A 17,535-nucleotide genomic window follows, 5' to 3' on the forward strand; every position below is an offset into this window, starting at 1 on the left:
CGCCCGCGTGGGGCCTTCCTGGGGGCTCAGCCCTCCAGGAAGGCCACCAGGGCGTTGGCGAGCAGGTACGGGTCGTCCGCGCCGCACAGTTCGCGGGCGCTGTGCATCGACAGGATCGCGACGCCGATGTCCACGGTCTGGATGCCGTGGCGGGCGGCCGTGATCGGGCCGATCGTCGTGCCGCACGGCATCGAGTTGTTGGAGACGAAGGTCTGCCACGGCACGCCGGCCCGCTCGCAGGCGCCCGCGAACACCGCGCGGCCGCTGCCGTCCGTCGCGTAGCGCTGGTTGACGTTGACCTTCAGGATCGGGCCGCCGTTGGCGCGCGGGTGGTGCGAGGGGTCGTGCCGCTCCGCGTAGTTGGGGTGCACGGCGTGGCCGGTGTCCGAGGACAGGCAGATGGTGCCGGCGAAGGCCCGCGCGCGGTCCTCGTACGAGCCGCCGCGCGAGAAGACTGAACGTTCCAGCACGTTCCCAAGGAGCGGGCCGTCCGCGCCGGTGTCCGACTGGGAGCCGTTCTCCTCGTGGTCGAAGGCGGCGAGCACCGGGATGTGGTCCAGCCCGCCGGCCGTGGAGACGGCGGCCAGCGCCGCGACGCCCGCGTGCACCGACAGCAGGTTGTCCATGCGCGGGCCGGCCAACAGCTCGCGGTCGCGGCCGAGGTAGGCGGGCGGCTCGATCGAGTGGACCATCAGGTCCCAGCCTGCCACCGAGCCCTGGGGCAGGCCCTCTTCCTCCTCCAGGAAGGCGATCAGGTCGCCCTCCTGGACCTCGCCCAGACCCCAGATCGGCTGCATGTGCCGCTGCTTGTCCAGCTTGAGGCCGTCGGTGTTCACCGACCGGTCCAGGTGCACGGCCAGTTGGGGCACGCGGAGCAGTGCGCGGTCCACGTTCACCAGGCGCTCGGTGCCGTCGCGCAGCGTCAGCCGGCCGGCCAGGCCCAGGTCGCGGTCGAGCCAGGTGTTGAGCAGGGTCCCGCCGTAGATCTCGACGGCGATCTGCCGCCAGCCCTGCGAGCCGGTGTCGGGCAGCGGCTTGACCCGCAGGTTGGGGGAGTCGGTGTGCGCGCCGACGATCCGGAACGGGGTGTGCGCCGCCGCGCCTTCGGGGACGTACCAGGCAATGAGCGCGCCGCCGCGGAGCACGAACTTGCCCCCGGTGCTCGCGTCCCAGGCGTCCGTTTCCGACAACTGCCTGAAGCCTGCCTTTTCCAGCCGCTCGGCCGCATTGGCCACGGCGTGGTACGGCGACGGACTGGCCGTCAAAAAGGTCATCAGATCGTCGGTGTGGCCGCGGTCGAAGCGGGCGGGAGAGCTCATGTGGTTCACCTTAACGACGGTCGTGTTCGCCATGGCCGGACTGCGGCGGATGGCCGAGAGGACTGGTCCCGCGCCTGTGGTGTGGCGGTCCTGTCGATTCTCAGCCCGGCGGGCGCTCGAATCGGCGCTGCAGCTGTCTGCGCTCGCCCCGGCGGATGCGCGGGAGCATCTCCGGGGTCTGCGCGGAGCGCTGCGCGCGTCTCTTGCGTCCGGCGCAGAAGATACAGGCCTCACCGGGAGGCGCGTCGGGGTCTATGGGTGCTCCGGGGTGCTCGGAGCAGCCGGAGGCGTTGCGGGGCCGGGACAGTTCGCGGGCGACGATGAAGGCGCGGTGCAGATCGTCGGCGATGCGGACGAAGTCCTGGTCGGGGGAGCCGAGGGTCAGGTGGAAGCGCTGCTCGTCGATGGTCCGCAGGTACCGGCGCAGCCCGTCGAGGGTGTACGGGCCCTCCGGAACGGGGTACCCGAGGCGCCGCTGCTCGCCCTGCGCGGGGGCGGCCGCGCGGCCGCCCTGGAGGCGCTGCCCGAGCCGCCGCCGGTCGTTGCAGATGAGGCAGCGGCCCCAGCCCTCGGGCGCCTCGGGGTCGAGGGCGCCGTTGGGGTGCTCGGGGCAGCCGGTGTAGCTCTTGGCGGGCGCCAGGGCGGCGGCCGTCTGGAAGGCCACGTACAGGGCGTCGGCGATCCCGTCGTACTCGGCGGGGTGGGCGCCGTCGTACAGGTCGGTGACCCGGTCGCCGAGCGCGCCCACGTTCGCCTGGAGCTCCTTGAGGGCGTACGGCCGCCCGGTGGGGACGGAATACCCCCTGCTGCGCTGTTGCTCCTGTGGACTCATAGCTACGAGAGTCCCATGAAGGACCGACAACGGGGAAAGCCGCAGGACACGGGCCCGGATACGGCGGCGGCCGGGCCCCCGTGCGGGAGGGCCCGGCCGCTCACAGTCGGCGTGCGCAGCCTAGAAGGCGGCCTCGTCGAGCTCCATGAGGGAGTTGTCGACGGCCTCGGCCAGCGCGCGCTGGACCGAGACGCCCGGGAGGACCTCGCCCGCGAAGAACTTCGCGGCCGCGATCTTGCCCGTGTAGAAGGGGACGTCCTTGGCGGAGGCCGTCGCCAGCTTCTCGGCGGCCACGGCCGCGCCCTTGAGCAGCAGGTATCCGACGACCACGTCACCCGACGCCATCAGCAGGCGGGTGGTGTTCTGGCCGACCTTGTAGATGTTCTTGACGTCCTCGCCGGTGGCGGTGAGGTCGACGATCATCTGGCCGACGATGGCCTCCAGGTCCACGGCGGCCTTGGCGAGCGCGTCGCGGGCACCGGCCAGCTCCTCGCCGCCGACGGCCTCGGCCAGGAACTTCTTGATCGTCTCGGAGAGGACGTTCAGCGAGGCACCCTGGTCGCGGACGATCTTCCGGAAGAAGAAGTCCTGGCCCTGGATCGCCGTGGTGCCCTCGTAGAGGGTGTCGATCTTGGCGTCGCGGATGTACTGCTCGATCGGGTATTCCTGCAGGTAACCGGAACCGCCGAAGGTCTGCAGCGACTGCGCGAGCTGCTCGTACGACTTCTCCGAGCCGTAGCCCTTCACGATCGGCAGGAGCAGGTCGTTCAGGCCGACCAGGGAGGACGCGTCCTCGCCCGCGGCCTGCTTGAGCTGGATCTCGTCCTGGACGGAGGCGGTGTAGAGGACGAGGGCGCGCATGCCCTCGGCGTACGCCTTCTGCGTCATGAGCGAGCGGCGCACGTCGGGGTGGTGCGTGATGGTGACCTTGGGCGCGGTCTTGTCCATGAAGTTGGCCAGGTCCGGGCCCTGCACGCGCTCCTTGGCGTACTCCAGCGCGTTCAGGTAGCCCGTCGACAGGGTCGCGATGGCCTTCGTGCCGACCATCATGCGGGCGAACTCGATGATCATGAACATCTGGCGGATGCCGTCGTGCTTGTCACCGATCAGCCAGCCCTTGGCGGGGTGCTGGTCGCCGAAGGTCATCTCGCACGTGTTGGAGGCCTTGAGGCCCATCTTGTGCTCGACGTTCGTGGCGTAGACGCCGTTGCGCTCGCCCAGCTCGCCGGTCTCCCAGTCGAAGTGGAACTTCGGGACCAGGAAGAGGGACAGGCCCTTGGTGCCCGGGCCGTGGCCCTCGGGGCGCGCGAGGACGTAGTGGAGGATGTTCTCCTCCATGTCGTGCTCACCGGAGGTGATGAAGCGCTTCACGCCCTCGATGTGCCAGGAGCCGTCGTCCTGCTGGACGGCCTTGGTGCGGCCGGCGCCCACGTCCGAGCCGGCGTCCGGCTCGGTGAGGACCATGGTGGAGCCCCAGCGCTTCTCGACGGCTATCTGCGCGACCTTCTTCTGCGCCTCGTTGCCCTCTTCGAAGAGGATGCCGGCGAACGCCGGGCCGGAGGAGTACATCCAGATGGCCGGGTTCGAGCCGAGCAGCAGCTCCGCGTAGGCCCAGATGAGGGAGCGGGGCGAGGTGGTGCCGCCGATCTCCTCGGGCACGCCCAGGCGCCAGTACTCCGAGTCCATGAAGGCTTCGTAGCTCTTCTTGAAGGAGGCCGGGACCGGCGCGGTGTTGGTGGCCGGGTCGAAGACCGGCGGGTTGCGGTCGGCGTCCGCGAAGGACTCGGCCAGCTCGTTCTCGGCGAGACGGGCGATCTCGGACAGGACGTCCTTGGCGGTCTCGGTGTCCATCTCCTCGAACGGACCGGTGCCGTACAGCTTGTCGCGGCCGAGCACCTCGAAGAGGTTGAACTCGATGTCGCGGAGATTCGACTTGTAGTGCCCCATGGCGACGGCTCCGTTAAAGGTTCGGGGAGACAGGTTCCTCGTACATACCAATCGGTAACAACATGATGCTACCCACGGGTAATAACGGCAACCCTTCCGCGCCGACTGTGACCAGGGTCAAGCGTGGCGCGATTGCGTGCCCTGGGGGTTGGGGCCGGTCGGTAGGCTTCGCCCCATGTACGGCTACGACCAGAACCCGGGTGCCCAGCAGCAGGGGTACGCGCAGCCCCAGCAGCCCCCGCAGGGCTACGCGCAGGCGCCGCCGCTGTACCCCGAGCCGTCCCCGCCCTCCCTCGCGGACGCGGTGCGGGCGTTCACCACCGGGTCCCTGTCCGCCGAGGACTTCCAGCAGATCTTCGCCACCTCGAAGGTCTACTGCCCGCGCGGGGACACCCCGGGCTTCCTGGCGCTGCACAACACCCAGCAGCCGGTCATCCCGATGTTCACCACGCTCAAGGAGCTGCGCCGGTACGCCGGCAAGGAGTCCAAGTACTTCGTGATCACCGGCGCGGAGGTCATCGACCTCCTGCCCACCGGTTACGGCTTCGTCCTCGACATGGAGGGCGACCACCGGATGGTCTTCGACGCGAAGGCGGTCGAGCAGATGGTCGATTACGCCATGCGCCGCATGTATGGCTAGGCGCCATTGCTGCGCGGACGGCTAGACGCTGGACGTCATTGCCGCAGGTCGGACGGTTCCAGGCCCCGGGGGGAATGCCCCCGGGGCCTGCTCTGTTCTGTGGGGTGTGGCAGAAAGTTCGAGTTTCAACTAAACTCGGAGCAGAAGGAGGTCCTGACCATGCCCGCAGTGACTGTTGAGAACCCGTTGACGCTCCCCCGAGTGGCCGAGCCGCAGGCGGTGGTCGTCCCGCGCAAGGTGCTGGCCGTCACCACCGCTCCCGGTGGGTTCGAGGGCGAGGGATTCCCGGTGCGCCGCGCGTTCGCGGGGATCAACTACCAGTACCTCGACCCGTTCATCATGATGGACCAGATGGGCGAGGTGGAGTACGCGCCGGGCGAGCCGAAGGGCACCCCCTGGCACCCCCACCGCGGCTTCGAGACCGTCACGTACCTGATCGACGGAACCTTCGTCCACCAGGACAGCAACGGCGGCGGCGGAGTCATCAACGGCGGCGACACGCAGTGGATGACGGCCGGTTCGGGCCTCCTGCACATCGAGGCCCCGCCGGAGTCCCTCGTCGTGTCCGGCGGGCTGTTCCACGGCCTCCAGCTGTGGGTCAACCTCCCGGCCTCCGACAAGATGATGCCCCCGCGCTACCAGGACATCGGCGGCGGCCAGGTCCAGCTGCTGTCCACCCCGGACGGCGGCGCCCTGCTCCGCGTGATCGCCGGTGAGCTGGACGGGCACCAGGGCCCGGGCATCACCCACACCCCGATCACGATGATCCACGCGACCGTCACCCCGGGAGCGCAGGTCACCCTGCCGTGGCGCGAGGACTTCAACGCCCTGGCGTACGTACTGGCCGGACGCGGCTCGGTCGGCGAGGACCGCCGGCCGATCCACACCGGGCAGACGGCCGTCTTCGGCGAGGGCGGCTCGCTCACGCTGCGGGCGGACGAGTCCCAGGACTCCAACGCCCCTGACCTGGAGGTCGTGCTCCTCGGCGGCCGTCCGATCCGGGAGCCGATGGCGCACTACGGGCCGTTCGTCATGAACAGCAAGCACGAGCTCCAGCAGGCCTTCGACGACTTCCAGGCGGGCCGGCTGGGCACCATCCCGACCACCGCGCGGACCGGGCTGGGCCACCGGGGCACCGGCACGGTGGACGAGGAGGAGACCGGCTGACAGCCGCCCACGGGCAGCCAAGAGCCGGCTAAGGGGTTTCCGCCGCGGGTCCGGGCGGCGTCGCGTCGGCGGCGTACCGGGCCCGTAGTTCCGAGACCACCCCGAAGGCGGCCGCGGTCAGCGGTACCGCGAGCAGCATCCCGAGGATCCCGGCGACGCTCGCCCCGGCCGTGATGGCCAGCATGACCACGGCCGGGTGCATCTGCACGGTGCGGCTCTGCACCATGGGCTGGAGCACGTACCCCTCGATCATCTGCACCATCAGCACCAGCCCGAGCGCCCACAGGCCGATGACCCAGCCCCGGTCGGCGAGGGCGACGAGGACCGCCACGGCGCCCGACAGGAAGGCGCCGAGGTAGGGGATGTAAGCCGTCACGAACACCAGGGCGGCCAGCCCCACCGCACCCGGCACGTCGAGCACCAGCAGACCGGCGCCGATGAGCACGGCGTCGACCAGGGCCACGAAGGTGGTTCCGCGCATGAAGCCCTCGACGGCTTCGAAGGCGCGCCGTCCCATGGCCTCCATCAGGTCGCCCGAGCGGCTCGGGACCAGCGAGCGCAGCGTCCCCACCGCCCGGTCCGAGTCGCGCAGGAAGAAGAAGATCAGCACGAGCGCCAGCAGCGCCGTCGCGATCATGGTGCCGACCACGCTGAGCCCGGCGACCACGCCCGAGGCGGCCGTGCCGCCGAACTTGGCCAGCAGGTCCTTGGAGTTCTTCGCGACGTCCTCCACCGAGGTGCCGAGCGCCCCGAAGTGCTCCGCCACGCTCTTCCCCGCCCGCCGCAGCGCGTCGATGATCTGGTCGCCGGTCTCGATGAGCGCGAGGGCCACGACGTACGAGGCCCCGCCGACGACGGCGAGCACGGCGAGGCAGGTGAGGGCCGCGGCGAGCGAGCGGTTGACCTTCATGCGCACCAGCCGCCGGTGTATCGGACCGAGCAGGGCCGTGCCGAGCACGGCGAGCAGCACGGGCGTCACGACCGTCCGGAAGACGGTGCACAGCCAGACGACGAGGGCCAGCACGGCGGTGACGAGGAGGACGACGGCGCACCAGGCGGCGAGTCGCCGAACGGGCTCGGGCAGCAGGGGAGTCGGCACGGCTGTATCCAAGCACGCCCGCCGCCCGCCGCCCGGGGGGTCAGTCCAGCGGGTCGGAATCCGGTTTGGACCGCTCGTACAGCTCGAACCAGATCGACTTGCCCTCGCCCTGCGGGTCCACGCCCCAGGTGTCGGCCAGCATCTCCATCAGCAGCACCCCGCGTCCGCTGGAGGCCATCTCGCCCGGGTGCCGCTTGTGCGGGAGCTCGTCGCTGGCGTCCGCGACCTCGATGCGCAGCCGCCGCCCGCCCAGCTCGCCCACGGCCTCCGCCATCAGCAGGGCGTCGCCGTCGGTGTGCATCAGTACGTTCGTCACCATCTCGGAGACCATCAGCACCGCCGAGTCCACCTGCTCCTCGTCGGCCCAGTCGTGCAGCAGCTCCCGGATCTGCCGGCGCGCGCCCGCGATGCGCTCCGGCTCGGCCTGGGCCACGGTCAGCATCGTGCGGCGGGCCGGCCGGGCCGGGTGCAGCAGCGGGGTGCCGCAGCCGCAGCCCTCGCCCTCGCGGCACAGCAGCACCACGGCTATGTCGTCCTCGCGGCGGTCGGCCAGCGGGCCGGTGGTGTGGTGCGAGGAGGGCCCGTGGACGGCCTGGACCAGCAGGTCGGCCAGGCGCTCCAGGTGCCCGGCCGCCGGCCCCGTCGTCCCGGACTCTTCGGGGTCGGACTCCAGGATGGCGCGCAGCCGGGCCCAGCCGGTGTCGAGGTCGTGCCCGCCGGTCTCGATGAGCCCGTCGGTGCACAGCATCATCGTCTCGCCGGGTTCCAGGGTGAACCGGGTGGTGGGGTAGTCGGTGTCGGGGACGATCCCGAGGGGGAGCCCGCCCGCGGTGGGGCGCATCAGGACGGTGCCGTCCGTCATCCGGATCGCGGGGTCGGGGTGGCCGGCGCGGGCCACCTCCAGCATGCCGGTGCGGGGGTCGCACTCCACGTACAGGCAGGTTGCGAAGCGCGGGCTCTGGAAGTCGTCGTCCTCGTACGCGTCCGATTCCTGGGGGGAGCACAGCCCGACGAGGAAGCGGGAGGCGCGGGAGAGCACGGCGTCGGGGCGGTGGCCCTCCGAGGCGTAGGCCCGTACCGCGATCCGCAGCTGGCCCATCAGCCCGGCCGCGCGGACGTCGTGGCCCTGTACGTCGCCGATGACCAGGGCGAAGCGTCCCGACGGCAGCGGGATCATGTCGTACCAGTCGCCGCCGACCTGGAGCCCGCCGCCGGTCGGGACGTACCGGGCCGCGATCTGCATGCCGGGGATCTCCGGGCCGAGCTGCGGCATCATCGACCGCTGGAGGCCGGTGGTGAGTTCCCGCTCGCTTTCGGCCACCCCTGCGCGCTGGAGGGCCTGGGCCAGCATCCGGGCCACGGTCGTCAGGACGGACCGCTCGTCCGGGGAGAAGGACACCGGGTGCTTGAAGGCGGCCATCCAGGCGCCCATCGTCCGCCCGGCGACGATCAGGGGCAGGAAGGCCCAGGAGATCCGCCCGAAGCGCTGGGCGAGCGGCCAGGTGGCCGGAAAGCGCCGTTTGTAGTCCTCGGGGCTGGGGAGGTAGATCGCCCGGCCGGTACGCACGACCTCCGCGGCCGGGTAGTCCGTCTCCAGCCGCATGTCCGCGAAGGGGCTCTCGTCCCCGGCGTCGTGCCCGTGGTGCCCGATGATCGACAGCCGGTCCCCGTTCACGCCGAAGACGGCCAGCCCGTCCGGGCTGAAGCCGGGCATGGACAGCGAGGCCGCGACCCGCAGCACCTCCGCCGTCGAGCGGGCCTCCGCCAGCGCCCGGCCGGCGTCGAGGAGGAAGGCCTCGCGGGAGCGCCGCCAGTCGCCGGTGATCGGGGTGTGCGCGGCCGTGGTGCCGGGCTGCGGCTCGGCGATCTCCTGGAGGGTGCCGATCAGCTCGTAGTCGACGCGGCCGTCGGGCGTCCGGTTCTCCAGCGGCTTCGAACGGCTGCGCACGGTCCGCAGGACCCGCCCGTCCTCGTCCATGATCCGCAGCCGGGCCTCGGCGAGCGTGTCCTCGGCGACGGCCAGGTTGACGATGCCGTTGATCTCGTTCCAGTCCACCGGGTGGAACCTCGACCGTACGGCGACCTCCGGGAGCACTATGGGCTCCGCGGGCAGCCCGAGGAGCCGGGCGGCCTCGCCGTCGAGGGTGACCGTCCCGGAGGCGTTGTCCCATCGCCACAGGCCCGTCGCGATGGCGGCCAGGACGTCCTCGGTGCGCACCTGGTCATCTTTACAGGTCATCCCACTGACGTGCCTGTTCGCCGCCCGCTCCGGGCGTGCCCGCGCGGTGCCTCGCCCGGACGGTAACCTTGGGACGGTTGAATCCACCTTGGTATCGCGAAGAACTGGATGACTGATGCATCGGTACAGGTCCCACACCTGCGGCGAGCTCCGCGCCTCTGACGTCGGCACCGACGTCCGGCTGAGCGGCTGGCTGCACAATCGTCGAGACCTGGGCGGCATCCTCTTCATCGATCTGCGCGACCACTACGGCATCACGCAGCTGGTTGCCCGCCCCGGTACGGCGGCCGCCGAGGCCCTGGACAAGCTGTCCAAGGAGACGGTGGTCCGGATCGACGGCAAGGTCGTCTCGCGCGGCGCCGAGAACATCAACCCCGAGCTGCCCACCGGCGAGATCGAGATCGAGGCCGCCGCGGTCGAGGTGCTCGGCGCGGCCGCCCCGCTGCCCTTCACGATCAACACCGACGACGGTGTGAACGAGGAGCGGCGCCTGGAGTACCGCTTCCTCGACCTGCGCCGCGAGCGCATGCACCGCAACATCATGCTGCGCTCGGCCGTGATCGCGTCGATCCGCTCGAAGATGGTGGCCCTCGGCTTCAACGAGATGGCGACCCCGATCCTCACCGCGACCTCCCCCGAGGGCGCCCGTGACTTCGTGGTGCCGTCCCGCCTGAACCCGGGCAAGTTCTACGCCCTGCCGCAGGCCCCGCAGCAGTTCAAGCAGCTGCTGATGATCTCCGGCTTCGACCGGTACTTCCAGATCGCGCCCTGCTTCCGCGACGAGGACGCCCGCGCCGACCGCTCGCCGGGCGAGTTCTACCAGCTCGACGTGGAGATGTCCTTCGTCGAGCAGGAGGACGTCTTCCAGCCCATCGAGCGGCTGATGACGGAGATCTTCACCGAGTTCGGCAAGGGCCGCGAGGTCACCTCGCCCTTCCCGCGGATCCCGTTCCGCGAGTCGATGCTCAAGTACGGCAACGACAAGCCCGACCTGCGCGCCAAGCTGGAGCTCGTCGACATCACCGACGTCTTCGAGGGCTCGGAGTTCAAGGCGTTCGCCGGCAAGCACGTGCGCGCCCTGGCCGTCCCGGACACCGCCGGGCAGCCGCGCAAGTTCTTCGACGGCCTCGGCGAGTACGCGATCTCGCTGGGCGCCAAGGGCCTGGCCTGGGTCCGCGTCGGCGAGGACGGTGCCCTGACCGGCCCGATCGCCAAGTTCCTCACCGAGGAGAACGTCAAGGTCCTCACCGAGCGCCTGGGCCTGGTCCCCGGCCACGCCGTGTTCTTCGGCGCGGGCGAGTTCGAAGAGGTCTCCAAGATCATGGGCCCGGTCCGGGTCGAGGCCGCCAAGCGCGCCGGCCAGTTCGAGGAGAACGTCTTCCGGTTCTGCTGGATCGTCGACTTCCCGATGTACGAGAAGGACGAGGAGACCGGCAAGATCGACTTCTCGCACAACCCCTTCTCCATGCCCCAGGGCGGCATGAAGGACCTGGAGGAGAAGGACCCGCTCGACATCCTGGCGTGGCAGTACGACATCGTCTGCAACGGCATCGAGCTGTCGTCGGGTGCCATCCGCAACCACGAGCCCGAGGTCATGCTGAAGGCCTTCGAGATCGCCGGCTACGAGGCCGAGACGGTCGAGCGGGAGTTCGCGGGCATGCTGCGCGCGTTCCGCCTCGGCGCCCCGCCGCACGGCGGCATCGCCCCGGGCGTGGACCGCATGGTGATGCTGCTGGCCGACGAGCCGAACATCCGCGAGACCATCGCCTTCCCGCTGAACGGCAACGCCCAGGACCTGATGATGGGCGCGCCGACGGTGCTGGAGGAGTCCCGCCTGCGCGAGCTGAACATCGCGCTGCGCAAGCCGGTGGAGACGAAGCCGGCGGACGCGAAGCCGATCGCGGAGGCCGTCCACCCGGACGCTGCGCGCTAGGCGTGAGCCGAACGGAAGGGCCCGGGATCCTCGTCGGATCCCGGGCCCTTCCGTTCGTATCGGCTAGAACCGCTCCAGGATGCCCTTGAGGAGGGCGGCCGAGGTCAGCTCCGCGGGCGCGGGGCCGGCGTGGAAGAACCCGGCGTTCTCGGCGTCCAGCTTGCGCAGGAAGTCGAAGGCCTTGGACTCGTGGTCGCCGAAGGCGACGAACTGCCAGTGGATGCCGGGGGCGGCGGTGGCCGCCTCGGCGATCGCCTGGCGGGCCGGCTGGCGGTTGTCGGGGGCGCCGTCGGTCTGGAAGACGACCAGGGCCGGGCCCTCGCCGCCGTCCTTCTGGTAGCGCTCGACGACGGCCTCGACGGCCACGTGGTAGCTGGTGCGGCCCATTCGGCCGAGCTCGGCGTGACGGGCCTCGACCCAGTCCTGGTGGTCGTCCAGGGTGAGCTCGGCGGTGCCGTCCACCTCGGTGGAGAAGAAGACCGTGTGCACGGTCGCCTCTTCGTCGAGGTGCGCGGCGAGGGCGAGGGCGTGGTCGGCGAGGTGCTGGGCACTGCCGTCCTTGTAGAACCCGCGCATCGACCCGGAGCGGTCCAGCACCAGGTACACCTTGGCGCGCGCCCCGGCCTTGTCCTTGCCCCGCAGCACCTGCCCGGCGGCCTTGTACGCCCCGGCCAGCCCGGGCGCCCGCCGCCGAACGCCTGCGGCGCTGTGCGCGGGACCGGCGGCGTCGGCCTCGGCGGCCACTACCTCCGGCTCCGGCTCGGCCTCGGCTACGACCGGCTCAGGCTCGGCCTCGGCGACGACGGGCTCCGGCTCCAGCTCGGCGGCGACGGGCTCGGCGTCGGCTACGACGGGCTCCGGCTCCGGCTCCGCCACGACGGGCTCCGGCTCCGGCTCGGCGTCGGCAACGACGGGCTCGGCGTCGGCAACGACGAGTTCCGGCTCGGGCTCGGGCTCGGCCTCGGCTACGACGGGCTCCGGCTCCGGTTCGGCGGCCACCGGCTCCGGCTCGGTCTCGGCGGCCACGGGCTCGGCCTCGACCTCCGTCTCGGCCTCCTCCTGTGCCTCCGGCGCGGGGGCCTCCGCGGCCGCGGCCACGGGTTCGGCCGGGGCTTCCGCCGCCGGGGCGGCAACCTCGGCCTCTGCGGCCACCGGCTCCGGCTCCGCCCGGGGGGCGGTGTCGGTCTCGGCGGCCACGACCTCGGGCGCCGTCTCGGCAGCCGCGGGCTCGGCCTCGGGCTCCGCCGGGGCTTCCGCCTGCGCCTCCGGCGAGACCTCGGGCTCCGCCACCGTGGCGGCAGCCGCCGGCTCGGTGGGGGACTGCGGACCCGCCGGGACGGGCCGACGCGCTTCCGGCACCGTGGGGTCCGGGGACTGGGCCGGCGCCGGGTCGGGGGCCGGTGCCGTGAGGACCGTGCCCGGTTCGCGGTCCCGCGGTGCGGACTGCGGTGGAACGGTGGGATTGTCGAAGGACGCCGCCACCAACTCGGCCGCCGCGTCCAGAGGCGTGCGTTCCGACTGGCTCGGGAGGGCCGCAGAAGGGGCGTCCGACGTCCCCGGAACGGGTTCCGCAGACCGTCCGAACACCTTGCGCAACAAGCTCCGAATACCCATGGGCCAGGCCTTTCGCATGAGATGCGTGCGTCATTTGTCCGTGCTGCGCGGATGATCCCTGCCCAGAGTGGACACGTAAGGTTATCGGCCGCCCGGCTGGAACTTCGGCAGGGGCGCCTTTCGTGGCGTCCGGCTACCCAGCACAGCCGTACCGGCCCCCGAACTGCCGCCCCGACGTGCCGGGTTCACCGGGCGTTCATCCGTCCGCCGCCGCTTCGGCGCAACCCGCCCCTAGCCTCACGCTGGATCGTTTCCGACACGTTGTCGGCGCTCATGCAGCTACTCGGAGGACACTCGTGCGCAAGCTCCTGCCGCTCATCGGCAACCCGCATGGGAGCGGCCGTTCCGCTCTCACCTGCCGCTACCGCTGTGGCGACGCCTGCTTCCACGAGGTGCCGAACACCAGCGACAACGAGTACGCGGGCGATGTCATAGCCCGCGCCTACTCCCGCCGCGCAATGCTGCGTACCGCCGCCGTCGTGACGGTCGCGACCGCCGCCGGTACCGCCGTCGCGCTCAGCGGCCCGGGCCAGACCGCCAACGCCACCCCCGCCGGCGAGGCCGAGGCCGCCGCGGCCAAGAAGGGGGAGGCCGCCCGCGGCCTCCGCTTCAAGCCCGTCGCGCCGAACACCGACGACAAGGTCACCGTCCCCGAGGGCCACGAGCAGAACGTGGTCATCCGCTGGGGCGAGCCGATCCTCAAGGGTGCTCCGGCCTTCAACGCCGACAAGCAGACCGCCGCCGCGCAGGCCGGTCAGTTCGGCTACAACAACGACTTCCTGAGCCTCCTCCCGCTCGGCGGCGACTACGAGCGCCAGCAGCTGCTCGTGGCCAACCACGAGTACACGGACGAGATCCTCATGTTCAAGGGCTACGACCCGGCCAAGCCGACCCGCGAGCAGGTCGAGATCGCCTGGGCCGCGCACGGCCTGTCCGTGGTCGTCGTCCAGGAGGACCACCGCAGCGGCAAGCTGACCGCGGTCACCCGCCACCAGCTCAACCGCCGCCTGACCGCCACCAGCGAGTTCAAGCTGACCGGCCCGGCCGCGGGCAGCGCCCTGCTGAAGACCTCCGTCGACGCCACCGGCACCAAGGTGCTCGGCACCCTCAACAACTGCGCCGGCGGCACCACCCCGTGGGGCACCACCCTCCACGGCGAGGAGAACTTCAACCAGTACTTCGGCAACGCCGGCCAGGTCACCGACCCGACCGCCGCCGCCCGCCTGAAGCGCTACGGCGTGACCGCCGGCGCCACCGAGCGCAAGTGGGAGCTGTTCGACAAGCGCTTCGACGTGGCGCAGGAGCCCAACGAGTCGCACCGCTTCGGCTGGGTCGTCGAGCTGGACCCGTACGACCCGAACTCCGTCCCGCGCAAGCGCACCGCGCTGGGCCGCTTCAAGCACGAGGCCGCGCAGCCCCGCCTGACCGAGGACGGCCGTCCGGTCGTCTACATGGGCGACGACGAGCGCTTCGACTACTTCTACAAGTTCGTCTCCTCGAAGCAGATGAAGAAGGGCAACTCGCGCGCGGCGAAGGAGCACAACCTCACGCTGCTCGACGAGGGCACCCTCTACGTCGCCAAGCTGACCGGCGACTCCCCGGCCGCCCAGCTCGACGGCACCGGCAAGCTGCCCGCCGACGGCGAGTTCGACGGCTCCGGCGTCTGGATCAAGCTCGCCACCGGCAACGTCTCGCACGTCGAGGGCATGACCGCCGAGGAGGTGTACGTCTTCACGCGCCAGGCCGCCGACAAGGTGGGCGCCACGAAGATGGACCGCCCGGAGGACGTCGAGCCCTCCCCGCGCACCGGCCGCGTCTACATCGCGCTGACCAACAACACCGACCGCGGCAAGCCGGGCAAGGAAGGCGCCACCGAGGCCAACCCGCGCAACCTGAACAAGCACGGCCAGATCCTGGAGCTCGCCGAGAACTTCGACGACCCGGCCGGCGACGGCTTCGCCTGGCGGCTCTTCCTCGTCGCCGGTGACCCGAACGACCCGGCGACCTACTTCGCGGGCTTCCCGAAGGACAAGGTCAGCCCGATCTCCTGCCCGGACAACGTGGCCTTCGACCCGCACGGCAACCTGTGGATCTCCACGGACGGCAACCAGCTCGGCTCCCACGACGGCCTGTTCGGTGTCGCGACCGCCGGTGAGCGCCGCGGTGAGCTCAAGCAGTTCCTGACCGTGCCGCGCGGCGCCGAGACCTGCGGCCCGCTGATCCAGGACAAGCGCGTCCTGGTCTCCGTCCAGCACCCGGGCGAGATCGACGGCGCGTCCGTCGAGAAGCCGCAGTCGGTGTGGCCCGACGGCCCCGGCAAGATCGTCCGCCCGGCCGTCGTCTCGGTCTGGCGCAAGGACGGCAAGAACATCGGCGTCTGACCGGACGAGTTGACCCGGACGGATTGACCCAAGGGGGCATGTTTCACGTGAAACATGCCCCCTTGGGCGTCCAACGCGCCAACTCCCCGCCAATCCGCCAAACCGCTCAACTCCCCTCCGGAAGCCTGCCGACGGGGAGCCTGAGCGTGGTCACCGCGCCCCCGTCGGGGGCGTTGGCGAAGCCCAGCGCGATCTCCAGCACCGCCGCCTGGCCGACCACGATCGTCAGCCCCAGTCCGTGGCCGCGCCCGCGGCCCGGATCGCCGGTGCGGAACCGCTGCGGGCCCTGCTCGATCAGTTCGGGCGGGTAGCCGGGCCCGTGGTCGCGGACCACGATCACCGGGCCCTCCACGGTCACCTCGACGGGGGGCCGGCCGTGCTTGTGCGAGTTGACCAGCAGGTTGGCCAGGATCCGGTCCAGCCGGCGCCGGTCGGTGAGCACCACCGCGTCCCGGACCACCGTGACCTCGGCGGCCAGCCGGGTCCCGGCGACGGCCCGCTGCACCGCACGGCCGAGCTCCACCCGGGCCAGGTCGGCCCGTTCGACGCCCGAGTCCAGCCGGGAGATCTCCAACAGGTCCTCGGTCAGCAGGTGCAGGGCGTTGAGCCGGTCCTGGATCATCTCCTTGGGGCGGCCCTCCGGCAGCAGCGCGGCCGCGGCCAGGGAGCCCGTGAGCGGGGTGCGCAGCTCGTGCGCGACATCGGCGGTGAACCGCTTCTCGGCCTCCAGCCGGTCCTGGAGCGACCCGGCCATCGAGTCCAGCGCCTGCGCCACGTCCCGTACCTCGTCCCGCGAGCGGGCGGGCCGTATGTCCTCGGTGTCCCCGCCGGCCGGGAAGCCCACCCGGGCATCCAGGTCGCCGGCACTGATCCGGCGGGCCACGGCGGCCGTGGTCGCGAGCCTCCGGCTGATCCGGTTGGCGAGGAACAGGCCCGCCAGCGCCACCACTCCGGCCGCGAGCACCGAGGAGGCGAGGATCGCGGTGTCGATGTCGCGGAGCCGCTTGCGGGTGTTCTCGTACGGGATCCAGACCGCGAGGGCCTTCTTGTCGGCGGGGGCGGCGCCCCACATGACGGGCTTGTCGTCGTGCTCGCCGACCATGCTGCCGGTCCGGCCGCGTGCGACCAGGTCGCGCAGCGGGCGGGGGAGGTCGGGCGGGTCGAGGGCGATGTTCACGTCGCCGTGCGTGGTGCCGTACTCGTAGTGGCCGAGGGCGTGGTCGAGCTGGGTGTTCACCTCCTTGCGGACCTCTCCGACGATCTGCCGGGAGACCACGTTGTGCACGAGGATCCCCAGCGCGGCGGCGACCATGCAGCACACCATGGTGGTGGTCAGGGCGATCTTCCAGCGGAGGCTGCTCAGCGCGTGCATCGCGGTCCGTCCCCGGCCGGGGAGGTGTCCGAGAGGGCGGGGCATTCGTCGAGGGTGAGCTGGGAGAGGTTCATGATCCCCGCCTGCGGGTCCCAGACGTAGTCGGAGACGGCGACGTACTTCGGGTTCGAGGTGGGCTCGCGGACCGCCAGGTGCTCGGCGGCCACCTCCACGCCCTCCAGGACCGCGCGGCGGGACAGGACGCGGGCGATGGAGCCGTCGTCCTGGACGGTGTAGACGCGCAGCTCGCTGAGGCGGCCGTCGATGTCGAGGGCGGTGATCAGCTCCTCCCGGCCGTTGCCGGTGAGGTCGTGCAGGACGCCGGGGCGCACCGGGCAGTCGGGGCCGCCGTCCACAGCCTGTGTGCAGAGCGCGAGCCGCTGGACGGCCCGGGGGTCGACGAGGCGGCCGGTGCCGCCGTCCTGGGCGGTGGCGGAGGTGATGTCGGCGCGCACGACGGCGAGGGCGTTCACGCCGCGCATGCCGTTGTCCCGGGGGACCTTGGGGAGGCCGGGCACGACGGCGGCCGTGCCGGGCTTCTGGTCGGGGTCGGGTGGGGCGGGGCGGATGTTCTTCCACAGGCTCTGGGGGGCGTGCACGGTGCCGAGGTCGCCTTCGCTGCGCAGCCCTTGGACGTCGGCGCAGCCGGGCGCTGCCGCGAGCATGACGGCGAGGGCGGTTCCGGCCAGGGCGCGGTGGCTGCGCATGCGCATGCTCCGATGCTCTCCCGGCGCTGCGGGCGCGGCGCGAGCACAGGCCCATCCGAGCGACCCGCCGGGGCTCCGCCGGGGCTCCGCCGGGGCTCCGCCCTGCACCCCGCGCCTCAATCGCCGGCGGGGCTGGGTTTGGCTCCGGCCGGTCCCCTGGCGGGGGGCTCGGGGGTGTCCCTGGCAGGGGCTTCGCGGGGGCCGGTGCCGGGGCCGGGGTGGGGTGTCGGCCGGGACTGCATGATTTATGGCGCCCCATGGGGATTGAGCGGTACGGGTTGCGGT

12 protein-coding genes are annotated in these 17,535 nt (G+C 71.5%); 4 read left to right on the forward strand and 8 right to left on the reverse strand.

Translation table 11 applies throughout. The annotated features are described in order from the left end of the window. Positions 1–26: 26 nt before the first annotated feature. The 3 genes from ACFWBN_RS01775 to ACFWBN_RS01785 all read right to left on the reverse strand — a co-directional run bounded on the left by ACFWBN_RS01775 (position 27) and on the right by ACFWBN_RS01785 (position 4,098). Positions 27–1,319 (reverse strand): M18 family aminopeptidase, encoded by a 1,293-nt coding sequence (locus ACFWBN_RS01775; RefSeq protein WP_385168854.1) that lies wholly within the window; start codon positions 1,317–1,319, stop codon positions 27–29. Positions 1,320–1,419: 100 nt separating this feature from the next. Further along, complete coding sequence (locus tag ACFWBN_RS01780; protein ID WP_385168857.1) at positions 1,420–2,151, reverse strand: hypothetical protein; 732 nt, start codon at positions 2,149–2,151, stop codon at positions 1,420–1,422. 120 nt (positions 2,152–2,271) lie between these two features. After that, positions 2,272–4,098 carry an acyl-CoA dehydrogenase gene (locus ACFWBN_RS01785; RefSeq protein ID WP_385168859.1) on the reverse strand — a complete coding sequence of 609 codons (1,827 nt, stop codon included), beginning with the start codon at positions 4,096–4,098 and terminating at the stop codon, positions 2,272–2,274. 175 nt (positions 4,099–4,273) lie between these two features. On the opposite strand from ACFWBN_RS01785, the gene ACFWBN_RS01790 reads away from it, so the two are divergent. Then, the gene (locus ACFWBN_RS01790; protein ID WP_385168862.1) at positions 4,274–4,738 is read left to right on the forward strand and encodes an SseB family protein; all 465 of its coding nucleotides are present in this window, start codon (positions 4,274–4,276) and stop codon (positions 4,736–4,738) included. Between the two features lie 159 nt (positions 4,739–4,897). Continuing rightward, positions 4,898–5,905 carry a pirin family protein gene (locus ACFWBN_RS01795; RefSeq protein ID WP_385168864.1) on the forward strand — a complete coding sequence of 336 codons (1,008 nt, stop codon included), beginning with the start codon at positions 4,898–4,900 and terminating at the stop codon, positions 5,903–5,905. A 28-nt stretch (positions 5,906–5,933) separates the two neighbouring features. Here the strand turns inward: ACFWBN_RS01795 and ACFWBN_RS01800 are convergent, their stop codons facing one another. Next, complete coding sequence (locus tag ACFWBN_RS01800; RefSeq protein WP_385168866.1) at positions 5,934–7,004, reverse strand: AI-2E family transporter; 1,071 nt, start codon at positions 7,002–7,004, stop codon at positions 5,934–5,936. Positions 7,005–7,044: 40 nt separating this feature from the next. Beyond that, positions 7,045–9,222 carry a SpoIIE family protein phosphatase gene (locus ACFWBN_RS01805; RefSeq protein WP_385168869.1) on the reverse strand — a complete coding sequence of 726 codons (2,178 nt, stop codon included), beginning with the start codon at positions 9,220–9,222 and terminating at the stop codon, positions 7,045–7,047. 136 nt (positions 9,223–9,358) lie between these two features. On the opposite strand from ACFWBN_RS01805, the gene aspS reads away from it, so the two are divergent. Next, the gene (gene aspS, locus ACFWBN_RS01810; protein WP_385168872.1) at positions 9,359–11,176 is read left to right on the forward strand and encodes an aspartate--tRNA ligase; all 1,818 of its coding nucleotides are present in this window, start codon (positions 9,359–9,361) and stop codon (positions 11,174–11,176) included. Between the two features lie 63 nt (positions 11,177–11,239). On the opposite strand, the gene ACFWBN_RS01815 is transcribed toward aspS, so the two are convergent. Beyond that, positions 11,240–12,790 (reverse strand): VWA domain-containing protein, encoded by a 1,551-nt coding sequence (locus ACFWBN_RS01815; RefSeq protein ID WP_385168875.1) that lies wholly within the window; start codon positions 12,788–12,790, stop codon positions 11,240–11,242. Positions 12,791–13,086: 296 nt separating this feature from the next. Here ACFWBN_RS01815 and ACFWBN_RS01820 point away from each other — a divergent pair, with 296 nt between their 5' ends. Beyond that, on the forward strand, positions 13,087–15,171 hold the full coding sequence (locus ACFWBN_RS01820; RefSeq protein ID WP_385168878.1) for a PhoX family protein: 2,085 nt from the start codon (positions 13,087–13,089) through the stop codon (positions 15,169–15,171). Positions 15,172–15,277: 106 nt separating this feature from the next. On the opposite strand, the gene ACFWBN_RS01825 is transcribed toward ACFWBN_RS01820, so the two are convergent. Beyond that, a complete protein-coding gene (locus tag ACFWBN_RS01825) occupies positions 15,278–16,588 on the reverse strand; it encodes a sensor histidine kinase (protein ID WP_385168881.1) in 1,311 nt (436 codons plus the stop codon). Next, positions 16,531–17,256: a hypothetical protein gene (locus ACFWBN_RS01830; RefSeq protein ID WP_385168883.1), complete on the reverse strand. Its 726-nt coding sequence runs from the start codon at positions 17,254–17,256 to the stop codon at positions 16,531–16,533. The genes ACFWBN_RS01825 and ACFWBN_RS01830 overlap by 58 nt, the downstream gene beginning before the upstream one ends. Between the last annotated feature and the right edge of the window lie 279 nt (positions 17,257–17,535).

The sequence above is a fragment of the Streptomyces sp. NPDC059989 genome (genome assembly GCF_042736975.1).
Taxonomy (GTDB): Bacteria; Actinomycetota; Actinomycetes; order Streptomycetales; family Streptomycetaceae; genus Streptomyces.

Coding starts and splice junctions, on each gene's coding strand:
- ACFWBN_RS01775 (WP_385168854.1), bottom strand. CDS start 1,319: ATGAGCTCTCCCGCCCGCTTCGACCGCGGCCACACCGACGATCTGATG.
- ACFWBN_RS01780 (WP_385168857.1), bottom strand. CDS start 2,151: ATGAGTCCACAGGAGCAACAGCGCAGCAGGGGGTATTCCGTCCCCACC.
- ACFWBN_RS01785 (WP_385168859.1), bottom strand. CDS start 4,098: ATGGGGCACTACAAGTCGAATCTCCGCGACATCGAGTTCAACCTCTTC.
- ACFWBN_RS01790 (WP_385168862.1), top strand. CDS start 4,274: ATGTACGGCTACGACCAGAACCCGGGTGCCCAGCAGCAGGGGTACGCG.
- ACFWBN_RS01795 (WP_385168864.1), top strand. CDS start 4,898: ATGCCCGCAGTGACTGTTGAGAACCCGTTGACGCTCCCCCGAGTGGCC.
- aspS (WP_385168872.1), top strand. CDS start 9,359: ATGCATCGGTACAGGTCCCACACCTGCGGCGAGCTCCGCGCCTCTGAC.
- ACFWBN_RS01815 (WP_385168875.1), bottom strand. CDS start 12,790: ATGGGTATTCGGAGCTTGTTGCGCAAGGTGTTCGGACGGTCTGCGGAA.
- ACFWBN_RS01825 (WP_385168881.1), bottom strand. CDS start 16,588: ATGCCCCGCCCTCTCGGACACCTCCCCGGCCGGGGACGGACCGCGATG.
- ACFWBN_RS01830 (WP_385168883.1), bottom strand. CDS start 17,256: ATGCGCATGCGCAGCCACCGCGCCCTGGCCGGAACCGCCCTCGCCGTC.